Annotated in this window: 14 protein-coding genes and 1 other RNA gene; 7 read left to right on the forward strand and 8 right to left on the reverse strand. The window is 38.2% G+C overall.

The annotated features are described in order from the left end of the window. Window positions 1-17 precede the first annotated feature (17 nt). Complete coding sequence (locus tag GQO80_RS02160) at window positions 18-1,097, forward strand: polysaccharide biosynthesis protein (RefSeq protein ID WP_157206562.1); 1,080 nt, start codon at window positions 18-20, stop codon at window positions 1,095-1,097. Between the two features lie 55 nt (window positions 1,098-1,152). Here the strand turns inward: GQO80_RS02160 and GQO80_RS02165 are convergent, their stop codons facing one another. Further along, the gene (locus tag GQO80_RS02165; protein WP_157206563.1) at window positions 1,153-2,328 is read right to left on the reverse strand and encodes a proline dehydrogenase family protein; all 1,176 of its coding nucleotides are present in this window, start codon (window positions 2,326-2,328) and stop codon (window positions 1,153-1,155) included. A gap of 94 nt (window positions 2,329-2,422) precedes the next feature. On the opposite strand from GQO80_RS02165, the gene aroB reads away from it, so the two are divergent. Both aroB and GQO80_RS02175 read left to right on the forward strand, forming a co-directional pair. Further along, window positions 2,423-3,490 carry a 3-dehydroquinate synthase gene (gene aroB / locus GQO80_RS02170; protein ID WP_157206565.1) on the forward strand — a complete coding sequence of 356 codons (1,068 nt, stop codon included), beginning with the start codon at window positions 2,423-2,425 and terminating at the stop codon, window positions 3,488-3,490. A 34-nt stretch (window positions 3,491-3,524) separates the two neighbouring features. Continuing rightward, window positions 3,525-4,271 (forward strand): tyrosine-protein phosphatase, encoded by a 747-nt coding sequence (locus GQO80_RS02175; RefSeq protein ID WP_157206567.1) that lies wholly within the window; start codon window positions 3,525-3,527, stop codon window positions 4,269-4,271. Here GQO80_RS02175 and GQO80_RS02180 read toward each other — a convergent pair. The 6 genes from GQO80_RS02180 to GQO80_RS02205 all read right to left on the reverse strand — a co-directional run bounded on the left by GQO80_RS02180 (window position 4,268) and on the right by GQO80_RS02205 (window position 12,506). Next, the gene (locus GQO80_RS02180) at window positions 4,268-6,655 is read right to left on the reverse strand and encodes a GumC family protein (protein ID WP_157206569.1); all 2,388 of its coding nucleotides are present in this window, start codon (window positions 6,653-6,655) and stop codon (window positions 4,268-4,270) included. The genes GQO80_RS02175 and GQO80_RS02180 overlap by 4 nt on opposite strands. A gap of 6 nt (window positions 6,656-6,661) precedes the next feature. Further along, window positions 6,662-7,435: a polysaccharide biosynthesis/export family protein gene (locus tag GQO80_RS02185; protein ID WP_157206570.1), complete on the reverse strand. Its 774-nt coding sequence runs from the start codon at window positions 7,433-7,435 to the stop codon at window positions 6,662-6,664. A gap of 81 nt (window positions 7,436-7,516) precedes the next feature. Continuing rightward, the gene (locus tag GQO80_RS02190; RefSeq protein WP_157206572.1) at window positions 7,517-9,460 is read right to left on the reverse strand and encodes a polysaccharide biosynthesis protein; all 1,944 of its coding nucleotides are present in this window, start codon (window positions 9,458-9,460) and stop codon (window positions 7,517-7,519) included. Further along, a complete protein-coding gene (locus tag GQO80_RS02195) occupies window positions 9,457-10,548 on the reverse strand; it encodes an aminotransferase class I/II-fold pyridoxal phosphate-dependent enzyme (protein ID WP_317163204.1) in 1,092 nt (363 codons plus the stop codon). The genes GQO80_RS02190 and GQO80_RS02195 overlap by 4 nt, the downstream gene beginning before the upstream one ends. A gap of 739 nt (window positions 10,549-11,287) precedes the next feature. After that, an RNA gene (gene rnpB, locus GQO80_RS02200) (RNase P RNA component class A) lies at window positions 11,288-11,628 on the reverse strand. A gap of 275 nt (window positions 11,629-11,903) precedes the next feature. Then, the gene (locus GQO80_RS02205) at window positions 11,904-12,506 is read right to left on the reverse strand and encodes an alpha-ketoglutarate-dependent dioxygenase AlkB family protein (protein WP_157206576.1); all 603 of its coding nucleotides are present in this window, start codon (window positions 12,504-12,506) and stop codon (window positions 11,904-11,906) included. A 220-nt stretch (window positions 12,507-12,726) separates the two neighbouring features. Between GQO80_RS02205 and dnaX the strand changes: the two genes are divergently transcribed. From dnaX to GQO80_RS02225, 4 genes are read left to right on the forward strand one after another with little or no spacing between them, the layout of a single operon-like run. Beyond that, window positions 12,727-14,460: a DNA polymerase III subunit gamma/tau gene (dnaX, locus tag GQO80_RS02210; RefSeq protein WP_157206578.1), complete on the forward strand. Its 1,734-nt coding sequence runs from the start codon at window positions 12,727-12,729 to the stop codon at window positions 14,458-14,460. 40 nt (window positions 14,461-14,500) lie between these two features. Beyond that, entirely contained in the window at window positions 14,501-15,022 is a 522-nt protein-coding gene (locus GQO80_RS02215; protein ID WP_157206580.1) for a hypothetical protein, read from the forward strand. A 2-nt stretch (window positions 15,023-15,024) separates the two neighbouring features. Then, on the forward strand, window positions 15,025-15,606 hold the full coding sequence (miaE, locus tag GQO80_RS02220) for a tRNA-(ms[2]io[6]A)-hydroxylase (protein ID WP_157206582.1): 582 nt from the start codon (window positions 15,025-15,027) through the stop codon (window positions 15,604-15,606). 38 nt (window positions 15,607-15,644) lie between these two features. After that, window positions 15,645-16,715, forward strand: coding sequence for an META domain-containing protein (locus GQO80_RS02225; RefSeq protein WP_157206584.1), 1,071 nt, complete (start codon window positions 15,645-15,647; stop codon window positions 16,713-16,715). Between the two features lie 100 nt (window positions 16,716-16,815). Here GQO80_RS02225 and GQO80_RS02230 read toward each other — a convergent pair whose 3' ends face one another. Continuing rightward, the gene (locus tag GQO80_RS02230; RefSeq protein WP_157206586.1) at window positions 16,816-17,340 is read right to left on the reverse strand and encodes a porin family protein; all 525 of its coding nucleotides are present in this window, start codon (window positions 17,338-17,340) and stop codon (window positions 16,816-16,818) included. Window positions 17,341-17,373 lie beyond the last annotated feature (33 nt).

A 17,373-nucleotide genomic window follows, 5' to 3' on the forward strand; every position in this document is an offset into this window, starting at 1 on the left:
GCTAACAATAACCGTTGATGGAGCCTGCAACCTACAAACACATCAAACAACTAATGGTCAGTTCTGGATTAATTCCCCACTACCAACAGCCCTTAATAAACTACGAAGCCTTTAATTTTGAAACCGAGACCATTGTAATTACGGGGGCTGCGGGCACCATTGGTAGTGAACTTGCCAAACAGTTGCTTGTTTGCAACTACCGCAAGCTAATATTGGTCGATTGTGCAGAATCGCCACTTTACAATCTTATAAAAGAATTTGAGAAAGAAGAAGTAACTTCTTTGGAATATGTGCTTTCAAACATCAATGATGCAGATGTCATGACAGGATTTTTTGAAGTTTACAAGCCCACACTTATATTTCATGCTGCGGCCTATAAACACGTTCCGCTAATGGAAATGCATCCTTATGAGGCGGTTAAAACCAATTATTTGGCAACCCAACATTTGGCAGATTTGGCCATAAAACACGATGTAAAAAAGTTCGTATTTATTTCAACCGATAAAGCGGTAAATCCTGAAAGCGTAATGGGCATCACAAAGCACCTTGCCGAAAGGTATATCATGCAGTTGCAACCTCAAGAAAGCACCCAATTTTCCATTGCACGCTTTGGCAATATCATGGGCTCCAACGGTTCGGTACTGCCACTTTTTATAAATCAAATAGCGTCCGGCCACCCTTTAAGCATCACACACGAGCGCATTACCCGCTACTTTATGGACAAACATAAAGCTTGTGCCCTTATTGTGCAAATAGCTTTGTTTAAAATGAACGAAAACTCACTCTTTACTTTTGATATGGGAACGCCCATTAAATTGATGGATGTGGTACAAACCTTAATAAGTATGTATGCTGAAAAAAACAAAAATCAAACCATAGACCTGAAAATTACAGGATTGCGCCCTGGCGAAAAATTTGAGGAAGAACTCGTTTCGAAAGATGAAATATTAACACCCACCCAACATAACGCTATTTTTTTGGTTTCTTCAAGGGAACCCAAAACACAAAAAAAACCAGTAAATTTTACAATACTTAAAAACATCACCCCTTACCAAACACCACAAGAAATAAAGGCCATCTTAAAATCCCTGATCTAAAATTATTCGTTATTCGTTAATCTTTCTACTCCAATCCATTTTTCAATGCGGTTTATTAAACCAATTTTCGTCGGTTTTTTTCTTTGGTTAAAAGTGCCAGCTCCCTACCGGTTTGTCCGGCAACCGAGGTATTCTCTTCGGCGCGCCGTATTAAATAAGGCATCACATCGCGTACTGGGCCAAATGGAATGTATTTGGCAACATTATAACCATGGGCGGCTAAGTTAAAGCTGATGTGGTCGCTCATGCCGTAAAGTTGACCGAACCAAACGCGGGCATCATGGTTGGGAATGTTTTTTTCAGCCATTTTTTGCATCATCAAATACGAGCTTTCTTCGTTGTGCGACCCCGAGAATAGCGACATGCGGTCTAAATGATCCAGCATATAGGCAACGGCCGCATTGTAATTGGCATCGGTTTCGGCTTTGCTTTTGCACATGGGCGATGGATAACCCAATACATTTGCACGTTCATTTTCTTTTTCCAAATATGCGCCCCTAACAAGTTTAAACCCTAAAAAATAGCCGTTTTTTATGGCAAGTGCATGTTCTTTTTTTAAGAATTCCATTCGGTCCCAACGGTACATTTGCAACGTATTAAATACTATGGGTTTTTCGGTATTGTATTTTTGCATCATTTTGGTAACCAAGGCATCCGAAGCATTTTGCATCCAGCTTTCCTCGGCATCAATAAGTACGGAAATATCGTGGGCTTTCCCACGTTTGCAAACCATATCAAACCGGTTCTCCACCCTGTCCCATTCGGCTTTTTCACTGGTAGTTAAAGCAGCACCACTCCCTACTTTCTCAAAAAGTTTCAGTCGGCCAAAACCGGTTGGTTTAAAAACCGCAATGGGCATCGCATCCTTGGCACTTGCAAAATCGATAATATTTAGTGTTGTGTGCATGGCAGCATCAAATTCGGCATCATTTTCCTTACCTTCAACCGAATAATCCAATACCGAGCTCACGCCTTTTTCATACATTTTGTCAATTACGGGCAAGCAATCTTCTTCATTAACCCCGCCGCAAAAATGGTCGAAAACGGTCGAGCGTATCAAGCCTTCAATGGGCAAATGGGCCTTTATGGCAAAATTGGTGGCCGCGGTTCCTATACGTACCAGCGGTTCGATGGAAATCATTTTAAACAAAAAATAAGCGCGCTCTAACTCAGAATCGCTTTTTAATGCAAAGGCTATTTTGGTATTATCAAAAATGCGTTCAGTACTCATAAATTAAAAATTTATACAAATATAATCAGGAGTATCTTATCATTTTATGTAAAATCTCCTTAATTTCACGGCTTTAAAATAAAGGTTTAATTTCATGGATTCTATTGCAACAACCCAATGTACGATACATTTTAACAACCAGTGCTATGCTGCTTTAAATGAACATATTAGGAAGCGTAATTTTTCTAAGATTTTTATTTTGGTGGATGAAAACACGCATCAGTATTGCTTGCCTACTGTTTTAGAAAAACTGGAAACAACGATTGCCATTGAAATCATTGAAATTGAATCGGGTGAAGTTAATAAAACCATCGATACTTGTGTTGGGGTTTGGAATACCCTTTCGGAAGGGGATGCCGATAGAAAAAGTGTGCTCATCAATATTGGCGGTGGCGTTATTACCGATTTGGGCGGTTTTGTAGCCTGCACCTTTAAGCGCGGTATTGCCTATGTGAATGTGCCCACTACCCTTTTGTCCATGGTCGATGCCTCGGTAGGCGGAAAAACAGGTGTAGATCTCGGTAACTTAAAAAACCAGATTGGGGTAATCAGCAATCCGGATTTAGTACTTATAGATACACAATTTTTAAACACTTTGCCACAAAACCAAATGCGCTCGGGCTTAGCCGAAATGTTAAAACATGGCCTTATAAGCGACCGTACTTACTGGAACAAGTTTAAAACATTATCAAAACTTTCATTGGATGATTTGGACATGTTGATTTACGAATCGGTAATGATTAAAAAACACGTGGTTGAATTGGATCCCTTAGAAAACAATTTGCGCAAAACCTTAAATTTTGGCCATACGCTTGGGCATGCCATCGAATCGTATTTTTTAAGCCATCCAAACAAAACAACCCTGTTGCACGGAGAGGCCATTATTGTGGGCATGATTATGGCCTGTTACATTTCAACAGAATTAACGGGGTTCCCAAAACAAGAGACCATTGAAATTAAGGCGTTGTTTACCGATTATTATGGCAAGGTTACCATCGACCCCTCGGAATATGCCCCCATTATGGAATTGCTCAAGTACGATAAAAAAAACAACCACGGCCATATAAATTTTGTGCTCTTGGAAGCCATTGGTAAAACAAAAATAGATTGTTTGGTCGATGACCAGATTATACTTGATGCTTTTGAGTTTTACGCTTCATAGGCCAACCGCTTAATGCCCCATAACTACCCTACTGATGCTGCAAATATTCACTAAAAAACATTTCTTAAAAGATTTATTGGAAGGTTTTGTTGATATTCACAATCACATCCTACCGGGCATTGATGATGGCGCAAAAAATGTGAAGGAATCCTTAAGTTTGATAAAAGGCTTGAAGGAACTTGGGGTCGCTCAGTTTATACCAACGCCCCACATCATGCAGGATTTTTATCCCAATACCGATGAAAGCATTGGCGATGCCTACCAGTTGCTTTTAGGGAGTTTGACAAAAAAAATGTTAAGTGGCATTACCTTAAATCCGGCTGCGGAATATATGCTGGACAATCATTTTGAAAAACTATTGGATGAGGGGAATCTTTTCACCTTAAAAAGCAAGTACGTGCTTATCGAGATGTCGTATTTCCAACCGCCCATTCAATTGGAAGAGCTAATATTTAAAATCAAGACCAAAGGTTATGAACCGGTTTTGGCACACCCCGAACGTTATGCCTATTATCATAACAATGTAGCGTATTATAAAAAACTTAAAAACCTAGGATGCCATTTTCAACTCAACCTGTTGTCGTTAAGCACCCATTATGGCAAGAGCGTTGAAAAAACAGCGCATTACCTTATTGAAGAAAACCTTATGGATTTTGCGGGTACCGATGCCCATAACCTTACACACATCGAAAAATTATCGGCCATTGTGTTGAATAAAAACTTGATAAAAAAAATGCCGTATTTAATTGATAAAACAAATACGACATTTTCGGTTATTTAAGCCTTTCTTTTAAAAAGTCCTTTTTTTTCTGGTTTGCCATAGTAACCATATTTGGCACCATAACCAAAATTTGATTGGCTCACATCGTTTACTACCAACATCATACCGTTTAATTTTTTGTCGTTATGCAGTTCTTTTGCAAAATTTAAAACGCGCTTTTCGGTATGTCCTGCTCTTGTTAAATAAATAGTATGTCCCGCATAGGCACTAATCAATAAGGTATCGGTAACAAGCATGGCAGGAGCGGTATCTACAATAACGATGTCGTATTGGTTGGATGCGTAATCAAACAGTTCCTTAACGCGCTTGCTCATTAATAGTTCAGCTGGATTGGGCGGTACTTTTCCAGAAAGCAATATGTCTATCTTGATGTCGTTAATCACGTAACTATTGATGGTTTCACCGGCTAAAATAGTTTTATCAACTAAATATTCAGTCAAACCAACCATACTCGAATGGGGCTTAAGATGCTTCTTTATGGCTGTTTGCAGTTGGGGGTTTCTAATATCGGCTCCTATCAATAGCACACGCTTATCGGTGTTGGCCATGGTAAGTGCCATATTCAAACTAAAAAACGATTTGCCTTCACCGTTAATGGTCGAGGTTACAAAAACAACGTTATCATAATGTTCCACGGTTCGGCCACGTCGTACATAATCAAAATTGGTGCGCATAATTCTAAAGGATTCAGATAAAATGGAACGATCGTTTTTCTCAACCAATAAACTTTCAGTTTGTTTTAATCCGGTTTTAACCCGTGGTATTTCACCCAGAACCGAAATATTTTTAACCTCGCGTTCTAAATCTTCTTTGTTGTGTATTTTCGTATCCAATAAATCGCCAATATAGATAATTCCAAACGGTATTAAAAAACCTAAAAGTAAAGCGGCTATATAAAACATCTTTTTGTTGGGCGCCACAGGACTTCCCGAGCTATACGCCATATCGATAACCTTGGAGCTGGGCGTGGTTGCCGTTAACGAAATAGCGGCTTCTTCACGTTTTTGCAATAAATAAAGGTAAAGCGATTCTTTAATACCTTGTTTCCGCTCGATACCACGCAATTTACTTTCTTGTCCAGGAACGGAGTATATTTTGGAATTTAGTCTATTCGATTGGTTTTCAAAGCTATTGATTTGTATGCCCAATGATTTTTTAGAGTTTTGGATGCTACGGGCAAGATTGTCCTTTAAACTCCTTAGGTTTTGGTCCAGCTGAATAACCACCGAGTTTTTTTCACCCGCACTTTTTAACAAACGCTCCCGTTCGGTAATGAGTTCATTGTATTTTGAAGATAACGTAACGATGGTAGGATCGCCCAAACCAAGGTTTGAGGGAATGGGCGTAAAGGAATTGGTTTCGCCCAATGAGGAATCCATATAGTTAAGTTGGCGCAATTGCATTCTCGACTGTTCCAATAACTGCTCGTTTTGCATACTGGTCGTTAAAAATTGGCCTGCTTCCGAGGCTACATCCGTAACCTTATTGCCTGTTTTAAAGCGTACAATACTATCATCAACACCCACTAAATCTTTGGCTATCAATTCTACACGGTCGTTTATGAATTTCGCCGTGTTGATCGATTTGATGTTCTTTTGTTCCATGGTTGCCTCATTGTATCGGTCAATCAAGGTGTTAACAATGTCTTTGGCCTTTTGTTCTATGGGGTCTTGAATGGAAATATTGATTATTTTGGACCCCTTAACCTCTTGGAATATGTTGATGCGACGCTTTAAGGATTCGGCAATGGCGTTAATGGATGACATTTGTGTGCGGATATCGGAGCCTATATGATTCTCGATATTTGCAGAGCTTGGGGTAATTATCATCCCACCAAAGGCGGTTGGGATTTTTTCCCCAAACGACATTTTCTTTGGGTCATCACCATCGTTCACCCAATAATTAAAGTCTTTATTGGATAGTATTTCCGTATGAAAACTAAAGCTTACGCGATCGATAATGGAATCGGAAGCAATGAAAGTAATGGTTATGGGCGCATTGTTATAGATTTCAGAATCATAAATGCGTCCTTTAGCGAAATGTTGAATGTTTAAATGTAAATCTTTGGCAACACGTTGAAAAAAATCGCGCGACATAATAACCTCCATTTCATCCTCAACTTTGGCATCTTCCTTTTCAGCAAAAAACGGCAAATCCTTAAAAATGGCCCCGGGGCTGGAGGCATCCTTATCGCTTAATAGCATAATTTTTGCCGTGGCCATGTAGGAAGGTGCGGTATAACGCAAATTAATATAAGCGATGCTTAAACATATTAAAATGCTTAAAACAAACCAAAACCACCGCTTTAAATATATGGAGGCCGCTTTTTTTAAATTAAAGGCGTTTTGGGTATCTATCTTTGAAAAAGTGTTTAAGTCTGTCATAATCAACTAATTTCTAGTAACAAAAATAAGTGCTGTTGTTAATATAAAAGAAGTAATGGTAATGATGGTGCCTATCCTTATATCACCCGAAGCACCACTGATAGCAGAATTGTTGGGCTCTACATATACATAATCGTTCTGGGTTAAATAATATACAGGAGAGTTGAACACTTCCTTATTGGTTAAATCGATACGGGTATAGGTTTTGGTGCCGTTAAAATCGCGGATTACCAACACATTGTCCCTACGGCCCTTAATGGTTAAATCACCGGCCATCCCTAGGGCTTCCAATATGGATACACGTTCTCCAGAAACCGGGTACACACCGGGCGAGCGCACTTCGCCGGCAACGGTAACCCTAAAGTTCAAAACCCGTATCATTACTACGGGGTCTTTAAGCAACTGGCCTTCCGAGAATTTCTTTTTTATAAGTTCTTTGGCTTCTTCTACCGTTAAACCTACCAATTTAAGTTTACCCAAAACGGGGTAATCAATATTGCCATCAACATCTATCAAATAGTCTATTAATTGCCCCCCACTGCCACTGGCAATAATAATATTGTAGGGCGCGGTAACCAAAGGATCCAAAGTGGAAACATACACGCTTACTATATCGCCAACTTTTAGTTTGGCTTTAAAGGTATCGGTATCCACAACGGTTTCAAAGCTTTTGGCATTTTGAAAATAAACGACATCTTGTTTGGTAGCACACGATGTAACCAATACACCTAAGGCACAACATAAAACAATAAACTTGTTAGGTAAATAAGATTGAATCATTAGTAATAGAATATTTGGGGAAAAGTACTAATTTTTTTTGGTTTTTATAATTAGTTATTGGCTATTGTTCAAGGGGTTAAACTAGATGCTTTTTGAGCTTATATCCACTGCTTCGGTTGTTGCAACCTCTTTGGCTTTTTTATAAATTTGAACATGCTTATCAAAACGTTCATAATCAGAGTTATTCGATTTGTATTCAGGTATTAGGCGTTTCATTTTCATCACGATATTGTTATTTTGAAAACGATTGGTTATGCATAATTCCTCGATTTCGGCCTTAACGGTTTGGGTATCTAAAGCCCTCGTTTTGCTTATCAATATTTTTTTATGATAGGTTGACAGGGTATTTTCGCCATTGGCCAATAATTCCTCATACAGTTTTTCACCTGGGCGCAATCCGGTAATTTTAATATCGATATCTTCAGGAAAACGCAATCCGGATAATTTAATCATGTTTTTGGCAAGGTCATAAATCTTAACCGATTCGCCCATATCAAAAATAAATATTTCACCACCTTTACCCATGGTACCTGCTTCCAATACCAATTGGGACGCCTCTGGGATGGTCATAAAATACCGTGTAATGTCTTGATGCGTGAGCGTTAAAGGGCCACCTTTTTCAATTTGTTTTTTAAACAGCGGAATCACCGAACCGTTTGAGCCCAATACGTTTCCAAAACGGGTGGTTATGAATTTGGTCTTACTTTCCTTTTGCAAACAGCTAATGTACATTTCGGCCATACGCTTGGTAGCACCCATCACACTGGTAGGGTTTACGGCCTTATCGGTTGATACAAACACAAACTTCTTAACGTTGTAGCGCGATGAGGTATCGGCCAATAGTTTTGTGCCATACACATTAATTTTAATGGCCTCGTAAGGCGATGCTTCCATAAGGGGCACATGCTTATAAGCTGCGGCATGAAAGACCATGGTAGGCTTGTACTCCTGAAAAATAGCATCTAAGCGCAAACCATCGCGTATATCGGCAACAATGGCCGTATAGTTATGTTTGCCATTTTGTTTCAAATCTTGCTGCACATCGTATAAAGGCGATTCTGCTTGATCTACCAACACCAAGTGCTTCACTTGAAACTGGGCAAGTTGTTTCACCAATTCGCTACCAATTGACCCTGCGGCACCGGTAACCAATACCGTTTCGCCATAAAATTCATTCAAAAGATTGGGGTTGTCAATTTGTATGGGCGCACGTCCTAACAAATCTTCAATTTGTACTTGTTTTATTTGGCGTACGTTCAACTCCCCATTAATCCAGTTTTCAATGGGTGGCACTTTGGTAATCTTCACATTAAGGTTCACCAAACTTAACAAGCTATCTTTATTGATGTTTTCTGAAGTTACAATAATTTCATCTATTTGGTGGGCATCAACATACGCTTGGGTTACCTTATTTTTATGGAAAATGGAAATACCGTTAATGGCTTTACCGTTTTTACGATGGTTATCATCAATAAACCCAACCACATCAAAGCGTTCCCTAACATTGCTAATTAAAGCATTGTAGGTAACAATGCCAGAATCGCCCGCACCATAAATAAGCACACGTTTTGAAGTTACATATTTGCATTTCAAGTGGTTATAGGTCATTTTAAAAAGCAATCGGCTGGCACTTAAAAACACAAAGCTCATTAAGGCATGCATCACTAATATGGAAAGTGGTATGGTAAAATCGGCTATAAAGTTCAATTCGCGGTTTAGCAAAACAAACAAAATGGTAAATAACGACATGATGGCAACCGATTTGAACAAATTAACCACATCGGTAAATCCTGTATGGCGTATCACACTTTTAAAAGAGCCCACAATTAAAAAACTTACAGCGGCAACAACCAATACAAAGGGCAATTGGAACAAAAATTGTTTGATATCAAAATTTAGGCTAAAATTGAACCGAATTAGATAAGAGGCACAAAACGTAACCAATACAGTTATTAAATCGATAGCAAAAACAAGCCATTTAGAAGCGTATTTTTGAGAAAGATAGGTAAAATAATGATGTATCATAAGCTGGGGGTTTTTGAGAGTTGGTAAATAATACGGTCCAAATCGTCTTGACTCAAATTGGAGCCGCTAGGTAAGCAAAGCCCTTTTTCAAAAAGAGCTTCCGAGGTACCATCTGTAAAATGCAAACAATCCTTAAAAAGGGGCTGCATGTGCATAGGTTTCCATAAGGGTCTGGATTCAATATCGTCTTCAAGCAAAGTCAATCGTATGGCTTCACGTTTACGGTACGAATCGGTTGTAATGCAGGTAAGCCATCTATTGGAAAAGCTACCTGTGGGTTCTTCCAAAAAGGAAATTTCAGGATAAACCGCTAATTGGTCTTTATAAAAATTAAAATGACGTCTTCTGGCCGCAACTCGTGCATCAAGCACTTCCATTTGCCCGCGTCCAATGCCCGCTAGCACATTGCTCATCCTATAATTAAAACCTACCGATGAGTGCTCATAATGTGGGGCATTATCGCGTGCTTGGGTAGATAAAAATACTGCCTTGTTCTTTAGGGCCTTATCGTGGGTTATCAGCGCACCGCCACCCGAGGTGGTTATAATTTTATTGCCGTTAAAGGATAAAATGCCAAGGTCTGCCAAGGTACCGCATGCTTGACCAAAATACGTGCTTCCCAAAGCTTCGGCACTATCCTCTACTACCGGAATCTCATATTTGTTTGCAATAGTGTTTATGGCTTGGGCATTATAGGGCATCCCATATAAATGCACAGCGACAATGGCCTTTGGTTTTTTGTGTTTGGCGATACGGTCTTTTATGGCACGTTCCAATAAGTCTGGGGACATGTTCCATGTATCTGGTTCACTATCAACAAAAACAGGAATGGCTCCTTGGTATAAAATGGGGTTTGCCGATGCGGAAAACGTAAAACTTTGGCATAACACTTCATCATCTTTGGAAACACCCAAAAGCTGAAGCGCTAAATGAATGGCCGCAGTACCCGAACTTAGTACGGCAACCTCACAATCGTTACCTAAATAGGTTTGAATATCAGCTTCAAAACCATCAACATGAGGTCCCAAGGGCGCTATCCAATTGGTATCAAAGGCTTCGTTAACAAATTTTTGCTCCGAACCGCCCATGTGTGGGGATGATAAATAAATTTTAGTTTTGGTCAACATCTATATAACTGCGCTTATTGCTCGCTATTAAATTTAAAAAGAAAGGTTAAAAACGAGCAAAATCCAGCAACCCCTAGCATGATGCTACGGTAATTGGCAAGTATGTTGTCGTGATAATTCCCTCTTTTGTACATAAACAAAATATGATTAATTAAAAACTTAATAGTAATTGAGATGAAATGTTTTTAACAATATCCTATCTATTAATTTGAAATGGATAGCCTTGAGAGATTAAAAAAAATACCGTTATTAAACATTTTATACAATTAAATTAATGATGCTATTAATCAATTCAATTTTGTATTACGGTGTAAATTTAGTAATAGTTTTCAATTTAAGATGGTGTAAAGTGCTTAATTCGCTAAAAACCTAATTAAAATCGGTTAACGACATGTAATAATTTTATAAACAATAAAACACCACCATTTATCGATTTCATGCATCTATAGGTTGACCACTAAAACATGAAAAAACCAGGAAAGCAAATGAACAAAGTATTGGCAAAAAGCTACTTGTCTCAGGTTTTGAGAGCTGTAAATTTAGTGCATGCCCTTTAGAAAAACGGTACGGTGTGGGAAACAGCCAGATTTACCAACCCTTCTATATTTAACCATAAAAGATTTAGAGTTCAAACGCCAAAAGCAGTTACTCGTTAATCCCATAAAAAACAAAGCTCCCCGAAAAAATCAAGGAGCCTGTTTGGTCAAGCAAATCTATAAGCCGAATTCTGTACGTCTTATTTTTTATAAAAAAATCCATAAAAAACAAAAAGCCCTTATCATTTATCTGAGTGCACTGTTACCAATACACTTTAGCTGCTTACCCTCCAGCATCAAGCGTGCAGCCTTTACCAAATGGGCGCTGGTTTACATAGCATTGCACCATATAGAGTTTACCTGGTTTCACTACAGCATTACCTGTACATACTTTCTGTTGCACTTGTCCTAGCCTCACGACTGGTGGCCGTTAACCACTATATTGCACTACGGTGTTCGGACTTTCCTCCCAAATTAAAATTTGAGCGATAAGGCGATTTACTTGTGCGCAAAATTACAACAAAGAAATGCCAAATCCCTATAATCAAATAAATAAAGTTTGGGCGTTACCTTTATCCTGAAACAAGTTCAGGAACTGGTCGGGCTATTCGTTACAATCTTTTTGCTCGTGCCTCACAAAAAGGATTTCCACTACTATCCCTAACGCGCATGTTTACTAGGTTTTAGTAAAAAAGAAAGGTGTTTTAGCTTTTGTAGTGGCCAATCTATGCGCAACAATGGAAATTAAAAAGTAATCGCTTCTATTATGTATGCGGTTCATCAGGTCACAATGGTCCTAAATGTTAAATTTATCCGTGGCACCATTACTTTCTTGGTGGGAGGCAACCTATGAAGCCAATGTTGCTGTGTTTTACCTTTCATAATCAACAAACTCCCTTTTTCCAAAAAAACGGAAACGGTTTGTTTTGTTGCCTTATGCTTAAACAAAAAAGGGCGTTCAGCACCCAAACTCAACGACGCAATAGCACCCTCCTTTTTTAGATCTTTTTCCCCATCGCTATGCCATGCCATACCTTCTGTACCGTTATGGTAAAGGTTTAGCAAACAGGAATTAAAGGTTTCGCCAGTTCGGTTCTCAATAAGTTCCTTTAGTTCCAAAAGCTCTTGGGTCCATGGTAGCGCAGATTTCGTTATTTTTGAATAAGTATATTGAAAAGGCTTAGCGCCATACCACGCCACTTTACGTTTAGTAACAATCAATTTCCCAAAAATAAGGGCTTTGTCATGTTCCCATTCTATATTCTCTTGTAGCGTTTCAAAATAACGGCGTGCTATTTTCGTATTCATTATGGAACCATAATAATGCACCTCGCCATCAAAAGGCAAGAGATTCATGCTGGAAGCTTGATTGAATAAATCCATTTTAAATTAAATTTAGAGTTTACAATTGAAATGCTAAGCAATTTTAAATTAACACCCTTCAATTTTTCATATCAAACGAAGTTCGCCAATATTTGTGTGAAATTCAAAAAAGTTCTATCCAATTTGCACCTTCAATTTTGTTAATAACTAATTCTAAATTCCCAATCCATAATTCATATTTCTGAATTCATTTTTTAACTTTGTTACTTTAAGAAATTCCATGGAACACTTTGTAGTATCGGCTAGAAAATACCGTCCGCAAACGTTTAAAGACGTGGTGGGGCAGCAGGCTATTACAAACACTTTGCTTAATGCCATTGAACACAACCATTTAGCCCAAGCCCTTTTATTTACCGGTCCGCGTGGTGTTGGTAAAACAACCTGTGCCCGAATTTTGGCGAAAATGATCAACAGCGATGGCACCGAAACCGGCGATGAAGATTTTGCCTTTAATATTTTCGAGCTCGATGCCGCTTCAAACAACTCGGTTGACGATATTAGGAGTTTAACCGACCAAGTGCGCATTCCGCCCCAGGTTGGCAAATACAAAGTATATATTATAGACGAGGTGCACATGCTATCGCAGGCCGCTTTTAACGCGTTTTTAAAAACCTTGGAAGAACCGCCAAAACACTGTATTTTTATTTTGGCGACTACCGAAAAGCACAAAATAATACCAACCATTCTTTCGAGGTGCCAAATATTTGATTTTAAACGCATTACCGTACGCGATGCCAAAGATTATTTAAAGTACATTGCAGAAGAACAAGGTATTACTGCCGATGACGATGCACTTCACATTATAGCCCAAAAGGCCGATGGCGCCATGCGCGATGCCTTATCCATTTTTGATAGGGTGGTTAGTTTTTCGGGAAAGGAATTGACCCGACACGCCGTTACAGAAAACTTAAACGTGCTGGATTACGAAACCTATTTTACCAGCACCGATTTAATTTTGGAAAACAAAATACCGGAGTTGCTCATCCAGTTTAACGAAACCCTTGCAAAAGGTTTTGATGGGCACCATTATATTGCTGGTCTAGCATCTCATTTTAGAGATTTATTGGTGAGCAAAACGCCCCAAACCATTGAGTTGCTTGAAGTGGGCGAAGAAACCAAAAAGAAGTATTTAGAGCAATCGCAAAAAGCTTCGCAAGAGTTTTTGCTACAAGGCATCAACCTTGCCAACGACTGCGATTTAAAATATAAAACCAGCAAAAACCAACGCCTGCTCATTGAGTTATGCCTTATGCAACTTGCCTCTATCACTTTTGATGGAGAAAAAAAAAATAGCAGACATTACATAATTCCCGCTTCTTACTTCAAAAACAAAGGCATCGCACCGGTTACCGTTTCAATTCCCAAAAACATTGCGACCATAAACGAACCTGTTAAACCTAACCCTTCTGAAGTAAAAAAAAATGAGGTTCCCGCTGATGCTTCCACTAAATTTCAGGTTATCGAGCCCGAAAAAATTGCTTTAAATCTCGACCTCAAACGGGCTTCGGGCCTATCGTTAAAAAGCCTTAAAGTAAAAAAAGAACATCTCATCAAGCAAATGGATGTTGTTGTTGATGAAGAAAACCTGCCCAAAGAAGCCTTTACCGAAACGGCACTCATAACTGTTTGGAACGAATATATTGCCCAACTGCAAGATCTGGGCAAGCACAATTTAGCGTCCATTTTATCCATTGACACCCCGAAAGTAAGTGGAACTGCCATCCATTTAGAGTTTCCAAATGCCACCAATAAAGTGGAGCTGGAACGCCAACAATATGAATTACTGGCATTTATACGAAAAGCGTTGAATAACTTCGACATCCATTTGGCAATTACGGTGAACGAAGAAATGGAAAAACAATACGCTTACACAACACAGGAAAAATTTGAAAAGTTAAAAGAGAAAAACCCAAACATAGAAATTTTAAGAAAAACCTTCGACTTGGATATTTAATTAGTTATATATGAGAGCGTTATTTATAATATTAATTTCAATGTTATGCTTTAGCGGTTGTGATGGCAGAAAATCGAAAGCTGAATCATTAAAAGATGCTGTTTCACAATTTAAGGATTCACTAGAATTCATTGAATACATTCCCAAGGAATATGCAGAAATGAAAACCGATACCATTTTAAGCAATGGTTTTTCAATTAGTATAAAAACATATACAAACATGAAAAAATCGGTCATAACAAAACATACAATTGACAGTATTTTGCATATACAACACCATCGCGATTGGATTTCGGAAGTGAAAATAAAAAGAAAAAACCAACTGCTGTTCAATGAAAAAATTGATATGGCATTCTTCGCCAAAAACAACATCAACATTCTTGATTCCATACCCAATGCCATAAATACAAGGGTTTGGTTGGATGATGACACCCCTATTGAAAAAGATTCCATAAATTTATTGACCGTTTTTTTAAATCCTGAAGATGATAATTTTATATTGTATAGAATTAAGATAGGAAACCAAGGAACCTACAGTTTAAAAAAATTAGAAACCTATTAATTATGTTAGGACTTAAACTTCCAACCGACCCACGATGGGTAAATATTGTTGAAAAAAACATAGAGGAAATATTAACCGACCATGCATTTTGCGAACAAAAGGCAACCAGCACCGCCATTTCACTTATTGTTAGTTTTCCTGAATATACCGAACTGGTGCAGGAAATGGTGGCCTTGGTGAAAGAGGAAATCAGCCATTTTAAAATGGTACACGACAAAATTATTGAGCGCGGATGGACCCTTGGCAGGGACCGACGCGATGATTATGTGCTAGAACTGTTGAAATTTTTCCCGAAAGGCGGCAGCAGGACCAACCAATTGGTACATCGCTTATTATATGCTGCCTTAATTGAAGCCAGAAGTTGCGAGCGTTTCAGACTCTTATCGGAACAGCTAAAAGACAAAGAATTGGCAACCTTTTACAGAAATTTAATGGTAAGCGAAGCCAACCACTACACCATGTTTTTAGGGTTTGCCAGACAATACGGCGAAAAAAAGGAAGTTGATGCGAAATGGCAGCAACTGCTTGAATATGAGGCCAAAATTATGGCCAATTTAGGTAAAAAGGAAACCGTTCACGGATAATCTGTATTTTTTTGATATTGCTTACGAAATCTTCATTTATGAAACACAAATACCTTCTTTTTTTACTGTTTGCCAGTATCATTTCAGTTGGTCAAAATAGCATAACCAACGTTTCTTGGTACTTGCAATATATAAATGTGAATGGCACTCAATTTGACAATTATTTTAATTACAGCATTGAACCATTAAATATCAAGTTAAATTTTACGGAAACCGAAATAAGCGGGCGTGCTACCTGCAATGATTTTAGTGGCACTTACACCATAGAAAACGGCAATGAGGTTAACGTTCGCATTGATGGGGTTACTTTAATGGGTTGCGCAGGGATTTTAAACTTTTATGAACTTGAGTATTTTAATATTGTACTTAACAACTTTAGTTACCTAATATCTGGTAATGGTGAAACCCTAACCTTAACAAGTGCAAACGGAAATCATGCCGTGTTTTCAAAAACACCTTCAACCTTGGCCCTATTTAAAACATGGTATTTAAACAGCATTGAAACCAGTGCCGGTGTGGTTACAGTTCCAACTTCAAATACACCTACATTAAACTTAACCACAAATTTTAATGATATTTATGGGAAATCGTTGTTAAATGGGTTTGATGGATGCCATGATTTTAACGGATTTTATAATATGTACGAATCGAACCAAAATGCCTTTAAAATGTTTCAGTACAATGGTGTTTCCGGAAGCTGTACAAATTCATACACCGATCTTTACACTTCCATACTATCCAATACTACCAGCACCTTTAGTTATACTTTATCCAATGAAGGTAAAACATTGATGTTAACCAATACTAGTGGTGAACAATTAATTTATTCCGATAGAGTATTGTCTTTGGAAGAAACCATATTTAAAAATTCAAAAATTTATTTGGTTGAAAACCCAGCAACTAGCCATTTAAGGCTTGTGTTTCCAGAACTTAATGCTGTTTCGTTAAATTATAAAATAGTTTCTGTGGATGGTAAAACAGTTAACCAAGGGATGCTTCAGAATGATTCGATAAACATAGAAAATCTACATTCAGGACTTTATTTTTTAAGATTAACTTCCCCAATTAATTTTCAAGAAGCTAAAACCTTAAAATTCATAAAAAAATAATGCAATTGGTCTAAAAAAAAAGTTGCTACACAATGGCAGCAACTTCTTGAATATGAGACTAAAATTTTGTGTATTTTACTGAAATGGAAATCGTTCTCGGTTAGAATTTATAGCCAACCCCAATTTGAATGTTCCTGTTTTTTGCTTCAAAAGGCACATAATCATCAAAAACGTTCGCAAAGCCGTAGGTGTATCGAACATCGGCAAACAACGTATGCGAAAGTTTATACTCCAACCCAGCCACACCAGAATAGGCCATGTTTTTGGCAACATCATCAACCTTGTTCACTTTAAGTCCTACTTGTGGCCCCAGACCAACGTGTATTTTCTCACTCAATCTAAACTTCAAAAAAATAGGCGCTTGAATGTAATCCAATTGCCAAACTTCTACTTTGGCACCTTCAGCAGAAAATTGTATTTCGGGCACCAATGATACGGTTTTCGATAAACGGATATCACCAAAAAAACCAATGTAGATACTATTTCTGTGGGCATTGGTTTTTGGGGTATTACCTTCAAAATCTAAATTTGAAATGTTGTAACCACCTCGTACACCATACTTCACATCTTGCGAAAATCCGTAAAAGGACATAACAAGCAGCAGTGTTAAAAATATATTCTTCATAATTAATAGGTTTGGGTTATAAATTTTTACAAT

Origin of the sequence: Mariniflexile maritimum (assembly GCF_009746565.1) — a bacterium.
Classification (GTDB): Bacteria; Bacteroidota; Bacteroidia; order Flavobacteriales; family Flavobacteriaceae; genus Mariniflexile; species Mariniflexile maritimum.